The organism is Cyclobacterium sp. 10D3-21 (assembly GCF_055809755.1).
This window is the reverse complement of record NZ_CM147924.1, coordinates 3,607,638-3,632,197: the sequence shown is the minus strand read 5'-3', so window position 1 is coordinate 3,632,197 and position 24,560 is coordinate 3,607,638. Positions and strand designations below refer to the sequence as shown.

Annotated in this window: 18 protein-coding genes; 16 read left to right on the top strand and 2 right to left on the bottom strand. The window is 39.0% G+C overall.

The window, feature by feature from the left end:
• Nucleotides 1-12 precede the first annotated feature (12 nt).
• The 8 genes from AC0L7T_RS14500 to trmB all read left to right on the top strand — a co-directional run bounded on the left by AC0L7T_RS14500 (nucleotide 13) and on the right by trmB (nucleotide 9,511).
• Nucleotides 13-3,015 (top strand): tetratricopeptide repeat protein, encoded by a 3,003-nt coding sequence (locus AC0L7T_RS14500; RefSeq protein WP_473336021.1) that lies wholly within the window; start codon nucleotides 13-15, stop codon nucleotides 3,013-3,015.
• Entirely contained in the window at nucleotides 3,015-4,688 is a 1,674-nt protein-coding gene (locus tag AC0L7T_RS14495; protein WP_473336020.1) for a TonB-dependent receptor, read from the top strand. Before AC0L7T_RS14500 ends, AC0L7T_RS14495 begins: the two co-directional genes overlap by 1 nt.
• Before the next feature lie 136 nt (nucleotides 4,689-4,824).
• Nucleotides 4,825-5,478 (top strand): SPOR domain-containing protein, encoded by a 654-nt coding sequence (locus AC0L7T_RS14490; protein ID WP_473336018.1) that lies wholly within the window; start codon nucleotides 4,825-4,827, stop codon nucleotides 5,476-5,478.
• 1 nt (nucleotide 5,479) lies between these two features.
• Nucleotides 5,480-6,181 carry a MotA/TolQ/ExbB proton channel family protein gene (locus tag AC0L7T_RS14485; protein WP_473336016.1) on the top strand — a complete coding sequence of 234 codons (702 nt, stop codon included), beginning with the start codon at nucleotides 5,480-5,482 and terminating at the stop codon, nucleotides 6,179-6,181.
• A 1-nt stretch (nucleotide 6,182) separates the two neighbouring features.
• Entirely contained in the window at nucleotides 6,183-6,575 is a 393-nt protein-coding gene (locus AC0L7T_RS14480) for an ExbD/TolR family protein (protein WP_473336014.1), read from the top strand.
• A gap of 3 nt (nucleotides 6,576-6,578) precedes the next feature.
• Nucleotides 6,579-7,532: an energy transducer TonB gene (locus AC0L7T_RS14475; protein ID WP_473336013.1), complete on the top strand. Its 954-nt coding sequence runs from the start codon at nucleotides 6,579-6,581 to the stop codon at nucleotides 7,530-7,532.
• A 9-nt stretch (nucleotides 7,533-7,541) separates the two neighbouring features.
• Entirely contained in the window at nucleotides 7,542-8,849 is a 1,308-nt protein-coding gene (locus AC0L7T_RS14470) for a bifunctional folylpolyglutamate synthase/dihydrofolate synthase (protein WP_473336011.1), read from the top strand.
• Between the two features lie 2 nt (nucleotides 8,850-8,851).
• Nucleotides 8,852-9,511, top strand: a complete 660-nt coding sequence (trmB, locus tag AC0L7T_RS14465; protein WP_473336010.1) for a tRNA (guanosine(46)-N7)-methyltransferase TrmB — start codon at nucleotides 8,852-8,854, stop codon at nucleotides 9,509-9,511.
• Between the two features lie 2 nt (nucleotides 9,512-9,513).
• Here the strand turns inward: trmB and AC0L7T_RS14460 are convergent, their stop codons facing one another.
• Nucleotides 9,514-10,143 (bottom strand): beta/alpha barrel domain-containing protein, encoded by a 630-nt coding sequence (locus tag AC0L7T_RS14460; RefSeq protein ID WP_473336008.1) that lies wholly within the window; start codon nucleotides 10,141-10,143, stop codon nucleotides 9,514-9,516.
• Nucleotides 10,144-10,195: 52 nt separating this feature from the next.
• On the opposite strand from AC0L7T_RS14460, the gene AC0L7T_RS14455 reads away from it, so the two are divergent.
• From AC0L7T_RS14455 to AC0L7T_RS14425, 7 genes are all read left to right on the top strand, one after another.
• Entirely contained in the window at nucleotides 10,196-10,885 is a 690-nt protein-coding gene (locus AC0L7T_RS14455; protein ID WP_473336007.1) for a hypothetical protein, read from the top strand.
• The gene (locus AC0L7T_RS14450) at nucleotides 10,872-12,509 is read left to right on the top strand and encodes a S8 family serine peptidase (protein WP_473336005.1); all 1,638 of its coding nucleotides are present in this window, start codon (nucleotides 10,872-10,874) and stop codon (nucleotides 12,507-12,509) included. Before AC0L7T_RS14455 ends, AC0L7T_RS14450 begins: the two co-directional genes overlap by 14 nt.
• Nucleotides 12,510-12,579: 70 nt before the next feature.
• Nucleotides 12,580-13,233, top strand: a complete 654-nt coding sequence (gene rpe / locus AC0L7T_RS14445; protein ID WP_473336003.1) for a ribulose-phosphate 3-epimerase — start codon at nucleotides 12,580-12,582, stop codon at nucleotides 13,231-13,233.
• 119 nt (nucleotides 13,234-13,352) lie between these two features.
• Complete coding sequence (locus AC0L7T_RS14440; protein ID WP_473336001.1) at nucleotides 13,353-13,865, top strand: hypothetical protein; 513 nt, start codon at nucleotides 13,353-13,355, stop codon at nucleotides 13,863-13,865.
• A gap of 93 nt (nucleotides 13,866-13,958) precedes the next feature.
• Complete coding sequence (locus tag AC0L7T_RS14435; protein ID WP_473335999.1) at nucleotides 13,959-14,957, top strand: hypothetical protein; 999 nt, start codon at nucleotides 13,959-13,961, stop codon at nucleotides 14,955-14,957.
• A 165-nt stretch (nucleotides 14,958-15,122) separates the two neighbouring features.
• A complete protein-coding gene (gyrA, locus tag AC0L7T_RS14430; protein ID WP_473335997.1) occupies nucleotides 15,123-17,696 on the top strand; it encodes a DNA gyrase subunit A in 2,574 nt (857 codons plus the stop codon).
• 33 nt (nucleotides 17,697-17,729) lie between these two features.
• Nucleotides 17,730-18,941 carry a tetratricopeptide repeat protein gene (locus tag AC0L7T_RS14425; protein ID WP_473335995.1) on the top strand — a complete coding sequence of 404 codons (1,212 nt, stop codon included), beginning with the start codon at nucleotides 17,730-17,732 and terminating at the stop codon, nucleotides 18,939-18,941.
• Nucleotides 18,942-19,536: 595 nt separating this feature from the next.
• Here AC0L7T_RS14425 and AC0L7T_RS14420 read toward each other — a convergent pair.
• Nucleotides 19,537-20,997, bottom strand: coding sequence for an SLC13 family permease (locus AC0L7T_RS14420; RefSeq protein WP_473335994.1), 1,461 nt, complete (start codon nucleotides 20,995-20,997; stop codon nucleotides 19,537-19,539).
• A gap of 293 nt (nucleotides 20,998-21,290) precedes the next feature.
• Here AC0L7T_RS14420 and AC0L7T_RS14415 point away from each other — a divergent pair, with 293 nt between their 5' ends.
• Nucleotides 21,291-24,488: a PVC-type heme-binding CxxCH protein gene (locus AC0L7T_RS14415; protein WP_473335993.1), complete on the top strand. Its 3,198-nt coding sequence runs from the start codon at nucleotides 21,291-21,293 to the stop codon at nucleotides 24,486-24,488.
• Nucleotides 24,489-24,560 lie beyond the last annotated feature (72 nt).

The window sequence follows — 24,560 nt, the reverse complement described above, 5'->3', positions numbered from 1 at the left end:
CGCTAATTGAGAATGAGAAAAACAATTCTATTTTATGGTTTATCCTTACTAATTTTCAGTCAGGTATATTCCCAGTCCAGTTTACACCAAATCAGCTTGGAAGCTAAGTTTCAAGATGCCCTTGAACTGTTTCAAAAAGACCAATTTTCCTCCTCCCGAGAAGCATTTGACAGGTTGTCTATGCATTCGGGAATAGAGGACAATAGTCGAGCAGTAGCTGTTGCCTATTACAAGGCTTTGTCCTCACTTCGTGGGGATTTTCCCGAGGGTACCTCCTTAATGGATGCGTTTATTCTTGACCATCCCAATGAATCTCTCAGGAATGAAGCCGCCTGGTTTTTAGGCAACCACTATTTTGTAAATAAAAATTACAAAAAAGCAATCAACAATTATGATTTGCTCCGCAATGTACCGCTCTCAACAGATAGACATCCGGAACTGTTTTTTAAAACAGGTTACAGCTATTTCCAGTTAAAAAACTATACGCAGGCTAAAAGTTATTTTGAAAGGGCTAAAACCTACCGAAGTCCTTATTTGGCAAGTGCTTATTTCTATTCAGGATTTAGCTCGTTTGAACAAAATGATTTCGAATCTGCTGCTAAGGATTTCAAAGAAGCGGAGAAATCCAGCGAGTACAGCTTGAAAGTACCTTATATGTTGGCTGGGATTTATTACAGACAGCAAAAACTGGATACTTTGATTGACTATGCAGCGCCGATTATCAACAAAAAGAACCTGGAGAATAGCGAACAAATTCATTTGCTGCTTGCAGAAGCTTATTATGATAAATTTAATTACAGTCAGGCAGCATTCCATTATATGGCCTTCTATACGGCGAAGAAAGGCAAACTTTCCAGGGATCAACAGTACAAAGCAGGTGTTTCTCATTATGAGAACAAGCAATTTGCTGAAGCGAGTCAGTTCTTTAAAGAAGTAGCTTTAGGAAATGATGAATTGGGACATCTGGCCAGTTACTTTTTGGGTTATGCTTATATTCAGCAGAAAAATTTACCATTTGCTGCCAACAGCTTTAATGCCGCCTATAAGATGGACTTCAGACCTGAAATTAAGGAAGAAGCCTTGTTCAACTATGCCAAAGTAAGTCTGGAATTGGGAAAATTTCAGGAAGCCATTACCGCTTTAGACAGTTACCTGAATGAATATCCACAGGGAAGCCAAAAAACAGCTGCTGAAAACTTGCTTAGTGACGCATTGGTCAATACCAATAATTATCTCCGTGCTATAAGCCACATGGAGAAAATGAATAATAAATCGGATAGGATAAAATCGGCTTATCAGAAGGTGACTTTTTATCAAGCCATGACCTATTATCGGGACAATAACCTGACAGGTACGCTGCGACTTCTGGACAAGTCTCTTCAATATCCAATTGACAAATCCCTACAATATCAAGCACAATACTGGAAAGGTGAAGCCAATGCAGCCAATAATAAGCCTGCAGCAGCAATTCAGGCTTATGAAAAACTAATCAGTATGAACCCACCTTCAATGGATCCAAGTTTGATAGGGACCCATTTTGGTTTAGGTTATGCCTACTTTAATGAAGGGCAATATGACAAAGCAGAAAGACAGTTTAAAACCTATACGGATAAATTAAAAAATAGCAGCGACAAGCAGCATTATGATGATGCGTTCATCAGACTTGGCGACACCTATTATGTACAAAAGAAGTTTACTGATGCGGCCAATGTATTTAGACGTGCGGTAGCGGAAAACAACCAATTCAGTGATTATGCTTATTTTAGAGGTGGAGTAGTGGCCAATTTCCAGGGCAATAACCGAGAAGCGATAAGGCAATTTGATCAGGTCATTAACAGGTTTCCAAATAGTTTGTACATGGAAGATGTGCTTTACCAAAAAGCGCAAATACACATGGAAGAACTGAATTATGCCCAGGGAAGAGATGTGTTTTCAATACTCATAAAGACTAAGCCAAACAGTCCTTTTATACCTTTTGCCCTAGAGGGTAGAGCAGTTGCCAATTATTCTTTAAAAGATTATAATGCTGCCATTGAGGATTATAAAATGATCCTCAATAAATACCCGAATGCTGAGAATGGAGAAACTGCCTTGGTGGGATTACAGGAAAGTTTGTCCTTACAAGGGAGGTCACAAGAATTTTCTACCTACCTGTCTGTATACCGTAAATCGAACCCAAGCAATAACAACCTTCAGAATGTAGAATTTGAAGCAGCAAAAAGCCTGGTTTTCAATCAATCTTACAGGGAGGCCATCACCGCATTGCAAAACTTCATTAGAAATTATCCTAACTCGGCTCAGGTACCAGAAGCCAGGTATTATTTAGGAGATGCTTATTTTAGGATGGGAGATAAAACCAAGGCCTTGGCCATCTATTATGAAATAGAGAACACCAGTGACAATAACCTTAAAAGCAGGGTGTTTCATAAAATAGGGCAAATTGAATATGAAAATGGCAATTTTTCCAAAGCCATTCCTTATTACCAATTTACTGCTGAAAATGCACGAAGTAAAGCCGAAGAGTATGAGGCTACTTTTGGGCTTATGCAGTCTTATTTTGAAACCAAAGACTTTAACAAAGCCATTTCAAGTGCTGATAAGATTCTCTCTCTTGGAAGTATTACCATTGATTCAGAACCAAAAGCATTACTGATTAAAGCCAAATCCCTTGAAAACACCAATGCAGTGGATCAGGCGATGGAAGTCTATAGACAGCTAATGGAAAATCATAAAACCGAGCAAGGTGCGGAAGCACTTTATAAAATTGCCCTTTTGCATCACCAAAAAGGAGCATTTGCACTTTCCAACCAGTTGATTTTCGACAACTCACAACCATTTACGCAATATGCCTATTGGTACGGAAAGCAGTTTATAGTACTTGCTCAAAATTACATTTCTATGGAGGAAAAATTTCAGGCCAAGGCTACTTTGGAGTCCATCATTGAAAATGCTTCCGATGACACAGTCAAACAGGAAGCAGAAACATTATTGAAAACCATCAACATAGCCAATTAATGAAGCGGATAAAATATTTATTTACTGGGCTGATGGTAATTACCGGAATTACCCAGGGAATTTCTCAAGAAACAACAACGCCCCAGAGAGGAGAGATCAGAGATACGGAATTTATTATTCGGAAGGATAGGGTTTTAAGTCTACCAAGGCAATCGAGGGTTTTTGAAAAGAGTCCTGCATTGCCACCGGTTTCTACCTCGATAAACTATAATTATCAGGTAAAAAACTTTGCCGCAACACTCGCTCCTGTTGACTTAAAATTTCAGCCTTACGCAAAGTCTTTTCCAAAACTGGAAAGTGACCAGACCCAGGCGATAGTTAAACTAGGCTTTGGTAATTATTCTTCCCCATTAATTCAGGCAGATTATCACAACCTTAGCAACGATGATTATACCTACGGAGCCCATTTGAAACACCAGGGATTTTATACGGGACCAGTAGATGGCGAAAATTCCGCAGAAGACCATACCGATTTTTCACTAAATGGAAGTCTCTACAGAGATGATTTTGAGGTATTTGGAAAAGTGGGGTATGAGAGAGACATGCATCATTTTTATGGCTATACCCCAGATACGGAAAATATCGTAATGCAGGATTCCATCCGCCAGGTCTTCGGTACCCTTAAAGCCATGGCAGGAATTAGAAGAGTAGATAGAACCGAGCCATTCGATTACGAAGCCAATGTAGCATTGCGCTTGTTCAATGATCGATTTGAGGCCAAAGAAAGTGAAGTTGTCATTCGAGCGAATGCGGGGTTTAGGGCCAATGACTTTCTAAAAGGAGGCATCAACACCCTTTTGGCTTTCACCTCTCCAAGTGATATCTATTATGATGATATCGAACGTAATTATTTTAAGTTACAGCCCTATGTGCAATATGCCAAAGATGCATTCAAGATAAGAGTTGGAGCAAATGTGATTCAAGAAAATGATATTGTACCTAATAAAACAAAGGAATTTCATGTTTATCCGGTTTTGAACATGTCATATTATGTGGTACCTGAATTGGGCATTTATGGTTCATATGAGGGAGATGTAATCAGAAACACTTATTATGATTTTATTCAGGAAAATCCATTTTTGGGTCCTTCTGAAAATTTGAAAAATACGATTCAGAATTTCCAGATTGATGCGGGGATTTCAGGAAAAGCCAATGATCAGGCCAATTATAAAATCGGCGTAAAGTATGGTGATTTCACAAACATGCATTTTTATGGTAACAATGAAATGGACAGTACGAGGTTCCAACTTATTTATGACAACAATACAAAGGTAATAGAATACCATGCGGCATTGGATTACGCATTTGATGACTGGTACCAATTGGATGCATCGGCTCATTTTTACCAGTACACATTGGATGAAATTGAGGCAGCATGGCACCGTCCTGAATGGGAGGCAAAACTGAACAACACCTTTACACCCGATGAAAAATGGCTGATTCATGCCAATCTTAATGCCATGGGAGGGATAGATGCATTAAATATGGCCTCTACCAACCAAAGAAAACTAGGAACCATAGTTGACCTTCATATAGGAGCAGACTATGCCATTACCAATAGAATTTCTGCTTTTGTATATGGCAATAATTTGCTCAACCAAAAATACCAACGCTTCAATAATTATCCCGTTCGAGCCATCCAATTAATTGGGGGAGTAGGTTTCAAATTTTAAGAGAAGTTAAACACCAAAGGTGCGTATGAATAACTGCTTAAAATTATAATAATTGAAATAGCGGAATTATTGGTGTCAATATTGGCGATTTGCTGGTTTTACTTTAGCTTAGTGGATTAAAATAACTATTTTTAAGATGTCTGAGAAAAATTCCAAAGATCAAAATAGCCAATCCGATAATGATGAGGACTTTGGACTGCCTCCGGTCAATGTAACACCATTGGAAGGTGCCAAAGGTTCTGAAACCGGTTCAGCAGCAATAGGTGAAAAATCTGGTCCTGAATCAAAAAATATTCCACCAGCAGAAAAGAAAAAAGACAATACCCTAGGGGTCTTTTTAATCATTCTTTTGTTTATCCTTGGTTTAGGTTTTGGACTTTATTATTTCGGTGTTTTTGATCAACTGAACCAGAATACCTCGCCACAACAGGCAGAGACTGAAGTACCAGCAGAACCAATTCCAAAAACCCCATTACCTGAAGAGGAAGCAGTAATTGAGGAAACAGTGGTAGAAGAAGAAATTTCTCCTGTACTTTCGGAGATAAATGCCCGAGAGAGCGCACCAAGATACTTTTTAGTCGTTGGAAGCTTTATTGATGATGATCTTGCAAGAGATTATTCCAATAGACTCAATAAAGAAGGAAAGAATACGTTTTTGATACATCCCTATGGAAAGATCCATTATTTTCGACTGGCGGTAGGTCAATATGAGAATGTAGACCTGGCATTAGAAGCCATGGAAGAAGTTCAGGGTAATTACAAGGAAAACTTATGGGTTTTGAAATACTAATATGATAATACTACAAACTTTGTCAACTAATGATGGCCTTCAGGCCATAGATTCCCTTGCACTTATGGATGGTGCAGGTTCCAACGATATTGGACTGTTGGACTTAATGATTAAAGGTGGCTATATGATGATCCCCCTTTATTTACTTTTTATCTTAGCCATTTTTATTTTCATTGAACGCATTATCACCCTTAAAAAGGCTTCAAAAACGCCTAAAGGGATGATCGACCAGGTGAAAATGATGGTGCAGAGTGGCAATATTGAACAAGCCAAAATGGTATGCCAAGGGGAGGAAACTCCTGTTGCACACATGATTTCCAAAGGATTGGAAAGAATTGGTAGCCCACTTAAAAACATTGAAGTGGCCATAGAAAATGTTGGAAAAATTGAAATTTATAAACTGGAGAAAAACCTCAGTTTGATGGCTACAGTTTCCGGTGCTGCTCCTATGATTGGCTTTTTAGGTACAGTGGCTGGTATGATACGTGCATTTATAGGTGTCGCCCAGGAAGAGGGTATGGTCTCTCCAAAACTTCTCTCCACGGGGATTTATGAAGCCATGATCACCACCGCTACAGGTTTGGTGGTAGGTATTGTTGCTTATTTAGGTTATAACTACCTGGTAACACGAGTATCTAAGCTTATCCACAATATGGAATACACCACGATCGAGTTTATTGATCTTTTACAGGATAAAAAATAATATGGCACTGCAGTCAAAAAATAAAATAGAAGCTAGTTTCAGCATGTCTTCCATGACTGATATTATCTTTCTATTGCTTATATTTTTTATGCTTACCTCTTCATTTATAACGCCATCTGGCCTTCCTGTGAATTTACCCTCTAGCGAGAGTTCAGATATCGTAATGCAAGAAGTAACGGTAAGTGTAACCAAAGATCTCAGATTTGCAGTCAATGACAAGCTGGTCTCCAGAGATGAAATTAAAAATGCACTTACAACGTTATTAAAGGATAATAAAGGATATGTGGTTTTACATATCGACAAAGAAGTGCCAGTGGAATATTTGGTGGAAATAGGAGGCTATGCAGCCAGCCTTGGTGCCAATGTGACCATAGCAACACAACCGTTTAAGTAAGAGATGGAAGTTTGGGAAGACGATAAGGCTACAGCGGAGAATAATCGAAAGGCATTAATCTTAACGCTTATTTTTAATGTATTGCTTTTGATTGGGCTCTATTTTGTCATGGTGTGGAAACAGCCGGTTCCTCCCATGTCTCAATTTGGGCTAGAGTTGAACCTTGGATTTTCAGATGTTGGCACGGATTCAAAGCAAACAGAAACGCCACCTTCTCCCAGTGAGGAAACAACTACTGCGGCAGCTGCACCAGGTGATCCAGCTCCGCAGGTAACTGAAAATGTAACACCTGTAACACCGCCGAAATCTAATCCTGTACCCGCTGAACCAAAAAAGACACAACCTAAAATTGAGGCTGTTGCCAAAACACCCAGCCCTGTAAAGGCGGAAAAGAAAGTGGTGGAGAAAAAAGAAAGCCCTAAGGAAACGACTACTAAAGCTGAAGTACCAGTAAAAAGTCAACCCGAAAAAGAACCACAGCCTGAAAAGGTCGAAAAACCACAACCTACGGTTGACCCCAGAGCCATATTTGGTGCTGGAGGTTCCAAAGGCACAGCCAATAAACCAACTGCTGGTAGTAGCCAGGGAAACAGTACACAAGCAGGAGATGAAGGTAAACCACAGGGAACCATAGATGGAAGATCCATTTTGCAATCAGGTAAAGGCAATACCGGTGACGGTGGGGGCTATAATCTTGACTTGGCAGGATGGGATTTCGCTTCTAAACCAAACATTCAAGACAGGGTTTCCAATAGGAATGGGAGAATTGTATTTAGGATTACCGTGAATGACAATGGTAGTATTGTACAAGCCATTCCTCTCGAATACAATGTAAGCAATGAAGTTGTAAATTATTACCGTACGGTAGTAAACGGACTGTCCTTTAAGCGACAAAGTGGTAATTCTACCGCCGAATATTCCACAGGAAGAATCACTTTTATCATTCGAGTAGATTAACTGACCCCAATGAACTATCAATCCTCCCTGGACTTCTTGCTCCAGGCCCTTCCTATGTTTCAGCGCGTGGGAGCCTCAGCCTTTAAAAAAGACCTCAGCAACACCTTAAAGCTTTGTGAGCACCTTGGAAATCCTCAAAATAAATTTAAAAGCATTCACATTGCTGGCACCAATGGAAAGGGCAGCACCGCTCATGCCCTTGCTTCGGTTTTGCAAGAAGCAGGCTATACAACTGGACTTTACACTTCCCCACACCTAAAATCTTTTAGAGAAAGAATAAAAATCAATGGCTTAGAAATACCTGAAAGCGAGGTAATAAGTTTTGTGGAAGCCAACAAGTCATTTTTGTTAGCATTGAAGCCCAGTTTTTTTGAAATGACTGTTGCCCTTTCTTTTGATTATTTTGCCAGAATAGGAGTAGATTATGCCATTGTAGAAACAGGTATGGGTGGTAGGTTTGATAGTACCAATATTATTAAGCCCATCTTAAGTATCATTACAAATATTGGATTTGATCATGAACAATTTTTAGGAGACAGTCTTGATAAAATTGCTTTTGAGAAAGCTGGTATTATCAAAGAAAATGTGCCTATTGTGATTGGTCAGACTCAGACCGAAACGACCGAAGTATTTCAAAATAAAGCAGGAGAAAATAAGGCAGCTATTACATTTGCTGACCAATCCATCGCTGCCAAATTTAATGGTTACACTACGGATTCTAATGGCAAAAGACGGGTTAATTATAACATAGAAGGTTCTACTGCCTTTATAAAGAAGGTTGAATTGGACCTATTAGGAAGTTATCAGGCCAAAAATCTCCCAGGTATATTATCAGCTCTAGGTATATTGAAAGACCAGGGCCTCCAAATAGATGAAAAACATGTATTCACAGGATTGGCCAATATTGTCCAAAATACCGGACTCAAAGGACGCTGGCAAATTCTCTCTGAAAGTCCTTTAACCATTTGTGATACAGGTCATAATGTAGATGGTATTCAAGACATTGTTGCGCAATTAATGGCGATGAAACAGGAACAACAGCTATATATGGTGTTGGGAATGGTGAAGGACAAAGACCATCATAAAGTTTTGGAAAAATTACCAAAAGAGGCAGTCTATATTTTTTGTGAGGCCGATCAACCTCGTTCAATGCCAGCGGAGGCACTCAAAAACCTGGCCGATGGTTTTGGTTTGAATGGAACAGTGGTTCCTGAAGTAAATGCTGCATTGGCAGATGCTAAAAGAAAGGCAAGGGCTGAGGATCTGATTTTTATTGGAGGAAGTACCTTTGTTGTTGCAGAAATAAATGAATTATAAAAATGGGAAGAAATAAATTAGAGCGATTCCGGCAAATCGAAGAGAACGCCAATGTGATCCAGCCCGGGAAAGAAAGCTTTGAAAAGATAAAAGGGAATTGGAAGGCTGGTCAGTTTCAAAATGAAGCACCGATGGTTGTTGAATTGGCCTGTGGCAGAGGGGAGTTTACGGTAGGCCAAGCCAGGGTTGAGCCCGATAAAAATTTTGTGGGGGTGGATATCAAAGGAGGTAGGATTTGGAAAGGAAGTACCATCGCCATTGCGGAAGGTTTGCATAATGTTGCCTTTTTAAGGGCTCAAATTGAGTTGATAGAGGCCTCTTTTGATGAAGGTGAAATAGATGAACTTTGGATTACTTTTCCTGATCCAAGACCTAAAGACAGGGAGGAGCGAAAAAGGCTTACGGCACCGAAGTTTCTGGAAATGTATAAAAAAATCATGACCCCGCAAGGCCATGTTCATTTCAAGACGGATAATACGGGATTGTATGAATATACCTTCGAATTACTTAAAAATAGAGAGGATATCATCATTTTCAAAAACACCAGGGATTTTTACCAATCAGAATGGAAAGACCTGCACCATGGCATCATGACGCGTTATGAGAAAATGTTTATGGAAAAGGGTGAGACCATCAAATACATAGAATTTGGCTTTAAATAAGCCTAGTCTTCTACTTCAATGGCTTCCAAAATATCCGCAAGTTCATCAAAATCTTTTATTCCAGGTTTAATTTCATGCCCTGCCTTCATGCTGATCCCTTTAAATGGGATTACATCCAGAAGTTGGTCAATATTTTTATCATTGAACCCGAATCCAAGCAACAAATCACATTTTGCTGCTATTTTTTTAATTTCTTCCTGAATTTCCCCTGTTATCTCCATAGCCGTATCAGATTCGAGGTTGAGCATTATATCATTTTCTTTTAAAGTGGGCGCCAGGTCCAACAGGTCCTCCAGGTCTTCGGTTTTTTCCAGGGTATATTTAAAGATTAACGAATAACTGGTGTTATTAAGCATGGGGAGATGAAGTCTTTCTTCTATTTGGATGTAAGAAAACCCATCATATTGTGCCAAATCCTCTAATATATTATCGGGATGACTGTTTGAGAATTCCGCAACATATTCCAAGCCAGATAACCAATCTGTAATTTCTTTAAAAGCTGTAGGTGTTACGTAGTATTCATTGTTCTGTTCAAGAGAAAAACCCATAAGGTTAACATACATTCCGGAACAATAGCGGGCATCGCTTAAGTTGTTGACATTGCTTATCTTTACAAAAGTTTTTAAAGCCATTTTATTTTAGTGGATTATTTGCGTAATTTTCAATTGAATTCAAAGATAGAAAATGAAAATTTTTAATAAAAGGTATTGGTTGCTACCTCTCCTTATTTTTATGGGTAGCTGTGCGGAAGAGCGAGAAGATCCTGAATTGATTGCTTCAACTTATTACCCATTGGCAATAGGAAATTTTTGGGATTACAGTGTAGACGAAACGATCTATTTTGGAGAAGAAGACTTTGAAATAAAAAGTTATTATTATAGGGATGAAATCGCTGACTTTTACCTCAATGAAGATAAGGAATTGGTTTATCTATTTCATAGAAAAATATCTTCAGACAGAAGTGATTGGACCAACGAAGTGGCATATACGGCAACCTTAAGCAATAACCGTATCATTAGGCATTACAATAACCTACAGGAAATCATTCTGGTATATCCGGTAGCATTGGATCTCAGTTGGAATGGTAATGCCTTCAATAACAATTTAGAGCAAAGTTCTTTTATTGAAAGTACTGGGTCTTATATATTGAATGAATTTGCTTTTCCTGATGCTGTAAAAGTTAGAATAAGTGAAGAGGATGATTTAATCACCATCAGAGACAACAGGTATGCCGTATTTGCCAACAATATTGGTTTGGTAGAAAGTTTCTATGAAGTATTTCAATATTGCTCCAGAAATGATTGTTTAGGTGAACAAATTATTCAGGAAGGCCGTTTTACTCATTTGAGGCTTATAAATTATGGTGAATTATAGTGCAGCGTTGGCTTTTTTTTTCTGTTTCCTTTCAAGCAATGTAATTGCTCAGGACAGGTATGCGGTGCATTATAAATTCAAACCGGGCAGTACTTATAGTCTGGAGCAACCCGAAAGTTTATTGTCCCCAAAAGCATTGCTTCGAAGGGATAGGGATATGGTTTTACTGGACAGTACAGACTTGCCGGTGGCCGAAAAATACATAGAGACCCTTTTACCCTTTGTAGACGATTTTATTTTTCATTCCAAATGGCTGAATGCTTCCATTGTTCATGCTTCCTCAGCAGAAATTAAAAATATCGCAGCATTGGATTTTGTTAGTGAAGTAATTTTGGTAGCAAGGGGTGGGCCAAGTCAATTGGAGAGTAGCACCCAAAGTTACAAAGTAAAAAAAAGGAAAAAGCGGCAAAAGAAATCCAAAGAGGCTTCAAATTTTGCTTTTCAAAACAGTGTTTTGGGCATCCCTGATATGCACAATGCTGGTTATACTGGTGAGGGCGTATTGGTTGCCATATTTGATGCTGGTTTTTTGAATGTAGATAATATTTCCGCATTTAATCATTTGTTCCAAGGGAATAAAATTGCTGCCACAAAAGATTTTGTTTTAACGGGTTCTAATTCTGTTTTTAGGGCGGATACGCATGGCACTGGAACTTTATCCCTAATGGCTGCTTATGAACCTGAAAACCTAATCTCGGGAGCCTATGGTGCCAATTATATATTGTGTATTACAGAGGATGTCGATTCTGAATATAGAATAGAGGAATACAATTGGGTCAGAGCAGCAGAATTTGCAGATAGTCTTGGGGTAGATGTGATCAATAGCTCTCTTGGCTATAATTTTTTCGATGATCCCGAGATGAATTATACCAAGGAGGACCTGGATGGAGAAACTGCAATCATCAGCAAAGGAGCGAGCATGGCTGCAGAGAAAGGGATACTTGTGGTCAGTAGTGCTGGCAATGAAGGAAACATTAGCTGGAAAACCATCACCGTTCCGGCCGATGCGAAAGGAATAATTTCCGTGGGTGCAGTCAATAGTAGTTTTAATAAAGCAGGTTTTAGTTCCATTGGCCCAAGCACTGATGAGAGGATAAAACCAGAACTTATGGCCTATGGCACGGGAGTCACCCTATGGCGGCAGGAGGGGAGCATTAGTAATGCCAGTGGGACCTCTTTTTCTGCACCGCAAGTAGCTGCATTGGCTGCAGGTTTAAGGGAGGCAAACCCTGACTGGACCAGTAAAGAGTTAATAGATCAGTTATTACTGAGTGGTTCTCAATATACCGATCCAGACAATGAACTTGGTTATGGTATTCCTGATTTCACAAGGGCTATGTTTGGCAAGTTTGGTATGGAAGAGGATCCAGAGAAGGATATCCCTTCTCGAATCTATCCCAACCCCTTGATAGAAGATCAATTGCTTATTGAATTTGGATCTGGCACCTATTGTACCATGAAACTGTATTCCAGTGATGGCAAGGTAATCAGTGAACATGATTTGGAAAGAGCAGGAAACAATTTCCCCTACAATGTGAGCATGAAATTATTGAACCCTGGAATATATATGGTTGAGTTACAAGATAATTCGACAGTTTCAAAGTTGAAGTTATGGAAGAAATAAGGAATTGACCTTAAAATTCCCTTTTTTTGTATATCAATCAACTATTATTTTAACCTAAACTCCATTCCTTATGAATCCTTTGATAGCGCCCTCAATTTTGGCAGCCGATTTTGCTAACCTTCAGAAGGAAGTAGAAATGATTAATGATTCAGTGGCAGATTACATCCATGTTGACATAATGGACGGCGTATTTGTTCCCAATATATCCTTTGGTATACCTGTAGTAGAGGCTGTTAACAGGCATGCAAAAAAACCATTGGATGTACATTTAATGATTGTAGAACCAGACAAATACCTGGAGGCTTTTCACAAAGCAGGTGCTGCTCAAATCACAGTACATATAGAAGCTTGCCCTCATTTACATCGTACGATACAAGCCATCAAAGCAATGGATTGTAAAGCAGGTGTTGCGATCAATCCACATACCCCGGTAAGGCATTTGCAAGACATTATAAGAGAGGTAGATACGGTTTTAGTTATGTCTGTAAATCCTGGTTTTGGGGGACAGGAATTTATAGAGAACACGTATAAAAAAATACATGCTTTAAGTGAATTAATTGTAGAAACGGGTTCACATGCAAAAATTGAAATCGATGGGGGAGTGAGCTTTGCCAACGCAAAAAAGCTATATGAAGCAGGAGCAAATGTGCTCGTTGCAGGGAATTTGGTGTTTTCTTCTGAGAATCCTAAAGAAACCATTAATAAGCTTAAATTTATTGTTTAAATTCAATATTTATTCCATTCCTATAATTTTTAACATATTTTTAGGTTCATTGTTTGTTAAATTGGTTGATTCTGATTTAATTCGAGGGTAGATAGCGTTTAATAAATTAAGAAAAAATTATGAAGAAATTATTTGGATTGGCCTTTTTACTCTTTGGTCTAATAGGTTTTAATGCGCAAGCACAAGATGAAGCAGTAGAAGAAATTACTGATGAAGAAATTGCTAAATTTGCTGCAATGGAGGACTCTGTAATGGCATTTTATGAGCAAAAAAATGTAGAGTTAATAGCTATGATTAAAGAAAATGAAGTCATAGATGGTGCTGGCCGATACAATGATATTAAAGCTGCTTGGGAAGATGAAGCAAAGCTTGCTGAAATTGAAATTACAGATGAAGAAAAAGTAGCTTACGAAGCAATTTTGGAATTTATGGGCTCATTAAGCACAGAAGTTAGAGAATTAAAAATCGGCTTGATAAAAAATGATGACGTTCTAGGAATTGCAACCTACAATAAGGTTAACAAGGCAATGAAAGCAAATCCTGAGGTCAAAGAAAAAGTAGATAGTGTGATGGCTGAATTAAAAGAAAAGAGAACTCCAGCGGAAGAGGAAAGTACTTCGGACGCTAGCTAATAGTAGAATTCTTAAGAGATAAGAAAAAAAACCCTCATTTATTGAGGGTTTTTTTGTTTTATTACGTTAATAAATAAAATACCATTTATAACTATGGAATTGAATAAGCGATTGGTTTCTTTGACCAGCCTCATTGGCGTTTTATTTTTTACAATTACTTTTCAAGGTAAAGCGCAGGAGGATATTTTTGGAATAGACAGGAAGGTTAAAAGTAGAAAAAGCGAAAGCGAAGTGGGCAATGCATTTAGAAATGCAGTCAGTAATTTTTCCTTTGAGCTGTCCTCAGGAGCAGGATATCAAGAACATCGACTTACTTTCAATAGTGAGATGCCTGAAAATTATCCTATCACGGATTTGTCTACAAACGAGGCTGCGGATCTTACAAGCGAGGATACCATTTCCTTTAGAAATAATAATTTTGCCTATCCCGTAAACCTTAGGGTTCGCCTCAATTTATTTGACATGCTCGTTGTGGGCGGTGGGTATGGTAGAGAATGGGGAAGTGTTGATAAATTCAACGGCTCAGGAAATACTTTTACGTTCGAAGAAGAGCAGTATACCTATGATAAATTCTATGGTACGGTAGGCTTGATTCTTTGGGATGCTAAAAAGCGAGGTGCATTTTTGAGATGGCAGTATAGGAAGTATTCCGAGGGCAATATCTCCATGCAAAACCAGCTAAAACAAAGAGCAAGACAGTATTATCCATGGCGGATAATAGCAGAAGGTGAGTTTGGATCCATGAAGCTAAAGAAATCCCTTGATCCGCGACTTACTGCCAGTACAGGATATTATGGCGTCGGCCTTAGGTTTGAGCGAGATTTATCAGAATATTCAAAAGTTTTTATTAAACCAGCTGCAGAATTCAGACCTTACAATTATAATATGTCAGATCCTATGGAAATTCAGGACATCAAACAATCCATTTATACTTTGCAGGTTGGCTTATCGATGAGTCTTCCAGGTTCAAAACGATGTAAAGTAGCAGGTTGTAAGGTAGTTATGAGGCATCTTCACAATGGTGTTGAATACCGGGGTAGTTCAATCTGGAAAAGGCAGAATAGAAAAGTAGGTCAGTGGTATGGCAACTGATTTTGGTGTTTTTGATGGTTATTTTCCAAATTAATTCTTGTAAAATGGAAAATTAACTCCATGAATATAAAAAGGATACCTAATTATTGAATTGTAAGAAATATAATATTTTTCTAAACCTTTACTTTTTGCTATCTTGCAGGTTATAAGCGAGAAAAATTAAATATGGCTCAAGGAGAAAACGAGAACATCATTCCGATTAATATTGAGGACGAAATGCGCGGTGCCTACATCGATTATTCGATGTCGGTAATTGTTTCCCGGGCTTTACCGGATGTAAGAGACGGTTTAAAGCCTGTACACCGCAGAATCCTCTACGGAATGCAGGAGTTGGGGGTTTCCCACAACAAGCCTTATAAAAAATCTGCCAGAATAGTCGGTGAAGTATTGGGTAAATACCATCCACATGGTGATTCGGCTGTTTATGAATCTTTGGTTAGAATGGCCCAACCATGGTCATTGCGGTATCCATTAGTAGATCCACAAGGAAACTTTGGGTCCATCGATGGTGATAATCCTGCGGCCATGAGGTACACAGAGGCAAGATTGAGAAGGATTGCTGAAGAACTGCTGACCGATATCAATAAGGAAACTGTAGACTTTCAATTAAATTTTGATGACACCTTAAAGGAACCAATAGTTTTGCCGGCCAAAATACCGGCTTTATTACTAAATGGTGCCTCAGGAATAGCCGTTGGTATGGCCACTAATATGGCTCCCCACAATTTAGGAGAGGTGATCGATGGGATTTTTGCCTATATAGACAATAATGACATCACTGTTTCTGAATTAATGGAACACATTATTGCTCCTGATTTCCCTACAGGTGGGATCATTTATGGGTACAATGGTGTGAAAGCAGCATTCGAAACTGGCAGAGGTAGGGTAATTCTTAGAGGCAAGGCTTCAGTAGAAACCAAAGCTTCTGGTAAGGAGATGATTATCATCCATGAAATTCCTTATCAGGTCAACAAGGCTTCAATGGTTGAGAAAACGGCCCAACTCATCAATGAGAAGAAAATTGATGGTATTTCAGCCATTAGAGATGAGTCGGATAGACAAGGTATGCGCATTGTGTATGAGCTCAAAAAAGATGCCATGCCAAGTGTTGTGCTTAACAACCTCTACAAGCATACGCAACTTCAAACATCTTTTAGTGTGAACAATGTCGCCTTGGTAAAAGGCAGACCATTTACATTAAATCTGAAAGAACTTATTCTGCATTATGTAAACCATAGGCATGAAGTAGTTGTCAGGAGAACAGAGTATGAACTAAAGGAGGCAGAAAAAAGAGCACATATCCTAGAAGGGTATTTGGTTGCTTTGGATAATATAGATGCTGTTATCCAGTTGATTAGAGACTCAAAAGATCCTGAAACGGCCAGAAATGGTTTGATGGAAAGGTTTGAGCTTTCCGAAATTCAAGCGCGCGCTATCCTGGACATGAGGCTACAACGCCTTACCGGCATGGAAAGGGCCAAAATTCAGCTTGAATATGATGAGTTGATGAAACTTATCGAGGAGTTGAAAGATATCCTTGCAAATAAGGAAAGAAGAATGCAGATCATCAAAGATGAATTGCTAGAAATAAAAACCCGTTACAACGACGAGAGAAGAACGACCATTGAACACAATGCAGAGGACTTCAACTATGAGGACATGATTCCTAATGAGGAAGTGGTTATTACTGTTTCCAATCAGGGGTATATTAAAAGAACAGTCCTCACAGAGTATAAATCTCAGAGTAGAGGGGGGGTAGGATCCAGGGGAGTAAGCACCAAGGAAGATGACTATACCGTCTATCTGTTTACTGCTTTGACCCACAATTACCTGTTGATATTCACAGATCAGGGTAAACTTTTCTGGCTCAAAACTTACGCAATTCCAGAAGGCAGTAAAACCTCCAAAGGTAGACCTATCCAGAATCTCATCAATATTGAGAGCACAGACAGAATTAGATCTATCATACAGGTTAGAGATTTGACCGATATTGATTATATCAATAACAACAATATCGTGATGATTACAAAAAAAGGTATCATCAAGAAAACGACCTTAGAACAATACTCCAGACCAAGAACAAATGGTATTATTGCCTTGAATATTAGGGAAGATGATCAATTGTTGAATGTAGAGTTGACCAATGGCGATGCCAACATCGTAATCGCATCAAGTTCTGGAAGGGCAGTTCACTTCCATGAATCCACTGTAAGGCCAATGGGTCGAACAGCTACTGGGGTTAAAGCCATTAACCTTGGGGGAGAAGAAAATCACGTAATTGGCATGGTTTGTGTTCAAAGAGAAGACGCCACCCTTCTTGTCGTAACCGACAAAGGTTATGGTAAACGTTCTTACTTGTCTGAATACAGGATCACCAATAGAGGTGGTAAAGGAGTGAAAGCGATGAATATCACTGAGAAAACTGGTGGATTAGTAGCCATAAAAGAAGTGGTAGATACAGATGACCTGATGATCATTAACAGATCAGGCATTACCATAAGAACTCCTGCCAAAGGAATCAGAGTGATGGGAAGAGCTACTCAGGGAGTTAGGTTAATCCGATTAAATGAAACGGATGAGATTTCTTCAGTTGAAAAAATCGAAAACTTAGAGGAAGATGAACCAGTAGATGTTACTGAGGATTCAGAAACTACCAACGATTCAGAAACTCCTGAAACTCCTGACGAACCTGAAAATAATCAGACCGAGGACAATGAAGATAATCCTATAAACGAATAGTAATTGAAACCAATAAAGAACCACACTAGTAACATGAAAAAGTTAATTTTATCGTTGGCTTTGGTGGGCATCGCCTCAACTGTTGCCTTTGGCCAAAAAAAGGTAGTTAAATCTGCTGAGAAAAATTTCAGCAGAGGAAACCTCGAAGAAGCCTATACCGAGATCAAATCCGCAATTACGGATGAAGAAACTGGGGCACAATCTGAAACTTATTTTATCAAAGGTAAAATAGAAACACAGATGTTTGAAGTAGATTCATCCAACACGGAAACTACAGTAGCATTAGGTCGTGAAGCGCAACAAAGTTTTATCAAGACCTTTGAAATGGAGAATATGGACTCTACTTCTAAAGTGAGTAAGGACCTTTTCAAAGAGGTTTTACCTGATATGCCAGCCAATTTTCAAGGTGAAGGTGTTTACAGGTTGAAAAATGCAGCGTTTAACAAAGCCATCGCTAAATATGAAGAAGAAGACATGGAGCTTTCTCATGATTTCTTCTCATTGGCAGCCGATCTGGATCCAAATGATACTTCCATAGTATTTAATGCTGGATATACTGCCAATATGGTGGGTAACACCGAAGCAGCAAAAAAATACTTCACAAAATTGCTAGATGTACCTGAGTACAATAAATTGAATGCTTATTATTTCCTAATTCAAATTGCAAGTGCGGAAGACAATGATCCTGAAGAGGCTTATCGTGTGGCAACTGAAGCAAGAGAAGCGTATCCAGATGACAAAGGTTTAGCTGAATTTGAAATACAGTTGTTACTTCAGTTGGATAAGATGGATGAAGCAATGGTTTCTATAGAAAAAGCTTTAGAGAATGATCCTAATAATTCTGCTATCCTTTTAAGGTACGGATACCTTAAAGAAAAATCGGGAGATTTAGACGGTGCTTTGGAAGAATATAAAAAGGCAGTTGTAGCAGATCCTGAATTCTTTGAAGGTAACTACTATGCTGGAGCCATTTATTTGGATAAAGCGAGAGACATCGAAACAGAGGTGAATAACCTTTCTGATGCAGATTGGGAAGCAAAATCTGAAGGAATGTTAGCCCAATCAAACAAATTGTACATGGAAGCATTGCCTTATTTCACAAAGGCATCAGAATTGCAACCTGATAATACTGATATCATGGAAATTCTATACCGTGTTCACAGTCGTTTGAAAAATGATGCAAAAGTAGAAGAATACAATCAGAAATTGACTGAGAAATTAGGCGAAGGCTGGTTGGATAGATAATTTCAACAAATCATATATTTTATGAAAGACCTAGGCACATGCTTAGGTCTTTTTTTGTTTGAGTAGGTAATTTTAATTTCCTCTCATTGAGGATTCGTAATGCCTGTTTCGTGTTTACGGGAAGTGTCGAAATCGCAAGAAAATCAGGCTGTTTAGAGATTTTAGCCTAATGCCAATATGGTGAAATCTCCAAACAGCAACGAAATGGCTGATTTTGAAACAATTTCAGCACGTAATAGAATTTCTATTGCATTTCGGATTTAAACTAATTTCGCTATGGATTTTTTTTCATAGGATACGTCGAAAACAAGTAACCCTAATCCAAGCTTATTTCCAACTAACTGTGATATTGGAGCCGATTATTAGTCCCTGTAGGAGCCTAGAAATAGAAAACATTTCTAGTTCTTTAAGAAATATTTCCACCTTGGTATTGCCTGATAAATGTATGGTATGAATTGTTATAACTTTAATAAGTTGACGGACAGTTAATTTATTTGACCTGTATTTAAAAAGTTGTGGTTATAACCTTCTATTTCTTCTTATCCATTCATATATAGAGTCTTATAGATTATTTTCAATTTGCGTTTTCCAGGAACTATCTCCATTCATCAGGATAATTCAACAGGCTAATGTCCCAAACAAGTGGAAGGTAAAACAAGGTTACGAACAAAATCAAAGCTATAGAAAGCAGGTTAAGGAAGAAGCCTGCCCGCATCATAACTGGAATGGTTAGGTACCCTGAACCAAAGACAACGGCATTGGGAGGCGTAGCTACAGGAAGCATAAAGGCACAGGAGGCAGCCATGGTAGCACCAATCATTAATCCAAAAGGATGAACACCCATGGCCAAAGCCACTGCAGAAAGTATGGGCAATAGCATGGATGCAGTAGCCACATTGGATGTTATTTCTGTAAGGAAGTTTACAGCAGTAATTATGATCAATAAAAAGAGCCAAAAGGGCACATTTTTTAGCAATACAAATTGTTCTCCTATCCAGATGGCAAGACCAGTTTCCTTAAAACCTTCTGCCAAAGCCAATCCACCACCGAATAAAATAAGAATTCCCCAAGGAATTTTTTCAGCCACTTTCCAATCCAGCAATTGTTCCTTTTTCTCATTCCCTGCTGGAATAACGAATAGAAGTAGTACTCCCATCAAGGCAATAATCGTGTCATTTAGAACAGGAATATAAGGTTGGAGTAAGAAACTACGGGTGATCCAGGAGAAGCTTACGCCAATAAAAATCCACATGACCTTTTTTTCCTGAAGCGTCATGTTTCCTAAGGCCTGAAGCTGTCGGCTAATTTCCTCTTTTCCACCAGCCAATTGTAAAGTCTTGGGAAAGGTAAAGGCATAATTTACCAGATAGTACCAACACATAATCAACAAGGCAGAGGCTATTGGAAGGCCAACGAGCATCCATTCTCCAAAGCTAATTTCAATTCCATAAATATTCTTTACCACTCCAATTAAAATAATATTGGTAGGCGTTCCAATAATGGTAGCCATCCCTCCAATAGACGCGCTGTAGGCTATTCCAAGCATTAATGATGGACCAAGCGTTTTCTTAATGCCTTTATTTGAGTTTGACATTTGAACAACAACGGCTATGGCAATAGGCAACATCATAAGGGAAGTAGCGGTATTTGAAATCCACATGGAAAGGAATGCGGTAGCCACCATAAAACCCAGAATTATCCGTTTGAGGTCAGTTCCCAGATAAGAAATGATCTTAAGGGCAATGCGTTTATGAAGGTTCCATTTTTCAATACTTACGGCGATCATAAAACCTCCCATATACAAGAGCACCATCGGGTCTGAATAGGGGATAGAAGTAGATTTTAGTCCCATTACTCCGGTCAATGGAAATAAAACCAAGGGGAGTAGGGCGGTGGCAGCAATAGGGATGGCTTCAGTAATCCACCAAATAGCTATCCAAAATGTGACAGCCAATAAGGCTACACCTTCCGGAGACAATCCTTCTGGGGCAATGCCTAAATACAATCCAAGAAAAACGATGGGACCTAAGAATAAACCTATTTGTTGAGTTCGCATAAACATGAATAAAAGTTAAGATTACTTAAAATTGAGTTAATTAGAAAGCATTCTTTACAGTAATGGTTGGTTCAGCCATTTTATCTTTATTTATACCTGTATTATTAATTGTCCTTCTATAAACTATGTGGATTGGTTTATAACAGTTTAGGTAGGTTTATGTAGTATTAGTAAAGAAAATTGAAAAATTTTGTTAATATTGATGTTGGCCAATGTGCAATTGACAAAATTAATCATTACTAGCATGTTAGAAATGAAAATATAACCCCATGATCCAATACAAGTCCAAATTTATGAAGCGAATAAAAACCCAATTATTAATAGGGGTGTTGGCATTTTTTGCCTTTCAATGTGGTCAGGATGGACCCAAATTAGCCTTGAATAAAGGAGACCATATCATTTTGATCGGTAATAATCTGGGATCAAGAATGATGAATTACGGATATTTCGAAACGGAAATGCAGGTTCGATATCCTGATTCCTTACTGTATATCAGAAATATGAGTGACGGTGGTGATACACCAGGATTCAGGCCCCACGCAGGTAGGGTTTCACCATGGGCTTTTCCTGGTGCTGAGGAATTTCAGGATGAATTGGCGACCAATTCAGGAAGTGAAGGACATTTTGAGACGCCTGACGAGTGGATCAAACGTCACGAAGCGGATATAATTATTGCTTTTTTTGGCTATAACGAGTCTTTTGAAGGTGAAGAAGGGCTGGAAATGTATAAAAATGAGCTTGAAGCTTTTATCAAGCATACCAAAAATACCGTTTACAACGGAGAAGCACCACCACAATTGGCTTTGGTTTCACCCATTGCATTTGAAAACCTCAGTGGAGATTTTGATTTGCCCAATGGTGAAAACGAAAATAAAAACCTGAAAATGTATACCGCTGCAATGAAAGAGATTGCAGACAGGAATCAAGTGTTATTTGTGGATGCTTTCGAACCATCTTCATCATGGTTCTCTTCTGCCGATGAATACCTTACTATTGATGGTTTTCAATTGACAGAGGATGGTTACAAGAAGTTCTCAACTTTTATAACAGACAAAATCTTTGGAGATGACAAAGCTGTAGCCGAAAGCAACAGAAATGCCATCCATGCTGCTGTTAAGGAGAAGAATTGGATGTGGCACAATGACTATAAAATCCCGAATGGGGTACACGTATTTGGTCGTAGGTACAATCCTTTTGGGCCTGATAACTATCCTTATGAATTGAAGAAAATCCGTCAAATGACGGACAATAGGGACCAGGCCATTTGGAAAGCCAATAAAGGAGAGAAATTTGACTTGGCTAAGGCAGATGAGAGTACCATTGAGTTACCTCAGGTTGAAACCAATTACAATCCGGAAAAAAATGGCAGCTTGGAATACCTTTACGGACAAGATGCTCTGGATCAGTTTGAAGTAGCAGAAGGCTATAAAGTTGAATTATTTGCTTCGGAAGAGGAATTTCCTGATTTGGCCAATCCTGTTCAGATGACCTTTGATACCAAAGGAAGACTATGGGTATCTGTAATGCCTAGTTACCCGCATTACAAACCTGGTGATCCAAAGCCAAATGATAAAATTCTTATTCTGGAAGATACCGACAATGATGGAAAAGCAGACAAACAAATTGTTTTTGCGGATAGCCTTCATCTTCCTATAGGGATGGAAATTACTCCAGAGGGAGTTTATCTTTCCCAAGGCACCAATTTCATCATTCTAAAAGATGAAGACGGTGATGATTATGCAGAAAAAAGAGAAATCTTATTGAGTGGATTTGATGACCACGATACGCACCATAATATTTCTGCATTTGTAGCCGATCCTTCAGGCGCCATGTATATGGGTGAAGGGGTTTTCTTGCACACAAATGTAGAAACGCCTTATGGACCAGTTAGGGCTACCAATGGAGGCTTTTACAGGTACAATCCAGCTAGAAAAAGACTGGAAAGAACTGCCCAACTTCCTATTCCAAATCCATGGGGAATTGCCTTTGACGATTGGGGACAAAATTTCTTCGCTGAGACTTCCGGTCCAGACGTACGTTGGATGATGCCTGGATCGGTAAAATCCAGGTATGGCGAAGGAAACCACAAAGGACCAAATCTGATTGAAGATGCTCACAGGGTTAGGCCTACTTCGGGACTTGAATTTGTGTACAGCAGACACTTTCCTGAAGAAGTACAAGGAGATTTGTTGATCAACAACACCATTGGATTTTTAGGCATGAAAATGCACCGTATGGTTGAGGATGGAACAGGTTATGACAGTGAACATAGAGTAGACCTAATCAAAAGTAAGGATGGGAATTTCCGTCCTGTAGATATGGAGTTTGCTCCTGATGGCTCCCTTTACTTTGTCGATTGGCACAATATATTGGTAGGTCACATGCAACACAATGCAAGGGATCCGCTAAGAGATCACGTACATGGCAGGATATATAGGATCACTTATCCTTCCAGACCACTCGTCACTCCTCCGACTATAGATGGTGCTTCCATAGAAACCTTATTGGACAATTTGAAATTACCTGAATTCAGGGCAAGGTATACTACCAGAACCGAGTTGAGAGGCAGAGACAAGGATGAGGTATTGTCTAAAATGAAAACCTGGATGGCCGCACTTGATAAAAACGATCCAAGGTATGAACATCATTTATTGGAAGGATTATGGGTGAGCTGGGGACTTAATGCGGTGGACCAGGACTTGCTGAAAAAACTAATGGACTCTGAGGACCATAGGGTGAGAGCCGCTGTGGCAAGAATTTTACGCTATACAGGACATCAAGTACCAGATCAGGTAGCTTTACTTAAAAAAGCGGCTGCTGATCCACATGGACGGGTAAGGTTGGAAGCCATCGTTGCTGCCTCCTGGCTCAATAAAGAAGATGGATTGGCCATATTAGAGATTGCCAATGAACATCCAATGGATGATTGGATGCAAAAACCATTTGAAACCTCTTTGGCGCACCTGAATGATATGTCTATTAAAAATATGGTCATTAACCCTGATGGGTCTGTTGTATTTCACAAGGCAGCAGAGGAAGCGAAAGCTTCAAATTCCAGGTTAAAAGGGGAAGAATTAACCCTCTTTCAAATGGGTAAAGCCATTTACAGTAGAGAAGGATTTTGTATCACTTGTCACCAGCCCGATGGCAAAGGCCTAACTGCTTCAGGATTTCCACCATTGGCAGGTACAAAATGGGTGAATGGCAATGAAGAAAGGTTTATTAAAATCGTTCTGAATGGATTGATGGGTCCGATTGAAGTATTGGGTAAAGATTATCCAGGACAGGTGCCGATGACCCCTTATGGTGGCATGCTCAATGACAAGGAAGTGGCAGCTGTGATGACCTATGTAAGGAATAGCTTTGGAAATGAGGCATCTGCAATTAGTCCTGATAAGGTAAAAGCAGTAAGAGCAGCAACCAAAGACAAAACAGGTTTCTATTCTCCAACAGAGCTGTTACAAGAGCATCCGATGGAAAAAGGAGAGTAATTTGAATATTGATTAGGGTTTAAAATGACCTAATCTCATTTCAGTAAAATAAAGTGAAAAAGCCAACTCATA